At 48.8% G+C, this 1,050-nt stretch carries 1 protein-coding gene; it reads right to left on the bottom strand.

Annotated elements, in window-relative coordinates; genetic code table 11:
* Positions 1–1,050, bottom strand: a 1,050-nt coding sequence (locus AC1DVJ_RS31125; RefSeq protein ID WP_477596818.1) for a PEP-utilizing enzyme, incomplete at both ends; no start/stop codon positions are given.

The following is a 1,050-nucleotide window of genomic DNA, read 5'->3' on the forward strand; positions in this document are numbered from 1 at the left end:
TCTTCGAGGTTAGGCAGAAACTCATGCAGGGGAGGATCAAGTAACCTAATCGTCACTGGTAGCCCCTCCATTTCCTCGAACATTCCTTCAAAATCGGACTGCTGCATAGGAAGTAGCTGCGAAAGTGCCTTCAACCGTTCCTGCTTATCTTCCGCCAAAATCATTCGTTGAACGACAGGCAGACGAGCGGGTGAGAAAAACATATGCTCTGTTCGGCATAACCCAATGCCTTCTGCTCCTAGTTGTCTCGCTATTCTCGCATCGTGCGGATTATCCGCATTCGCAAACACCTTCAGCGTGCGAATCTCATCTGCCCACTTCAGCATAACGAGAAGTTCATCCGTCATCCTAGCTTCATGTAATGGCATGGCACCAATAATGACGCGCCCCGTTGCTCCGTCAAGTGTAATCCAATCGCCTTCTTCTAMGACTTTGGTTCCAGCCATCATTCGCTTCTCATCGATCACAATTMGAATATCTTCACAACCGCATACACAAGGTTTTCCCATTCCTCTAGCCACAACAGCAGCATGGCTTGTCATCCCGCCACGACTTGTGAGTACCCCCTCTGAAGCGATCACCCCATGGATATCTTCCGGTGTCGTTTCGGATCTCGCAAGAATTACCTTCTTGCCTGCACGGCTCCACTCTGCCGCCGTATCGGCGTCAAATACCAACTGACCAACTGCAGCACCAGGTGAAGCAGGAAGACCTTTGGCCATTACGTCTTTAATGGCTTCTTCATCAATTCCTCTATGCAAAAGCTGATCAAGGTGTGACACTTCGATGCGATCCACAGCCTCCAGCTTCGTCAATACACCTTCATGGACCAAATCAACCGCAATCTTAAGCGCAGCTTGCGCATTTCGTTTACCGTTTCGTGTTTGCAGGAGGTACAGCTTATTGTTTTCCACGGTAAATTCAATGTCCTGCATATCTTTATAATGCTGTTCTAGCTGCTTGGATGCAGTGAACAACTGCTCGTATATAACTGGCATTTCGTGCTTCAGCTGAGCAATCGCCAGAGGTGTCCTTATCCCTGCTACCACA

The sequence above is a fragment of the Paenibacillus sp. P4_A9 genome (assembly GCF_056402415.1).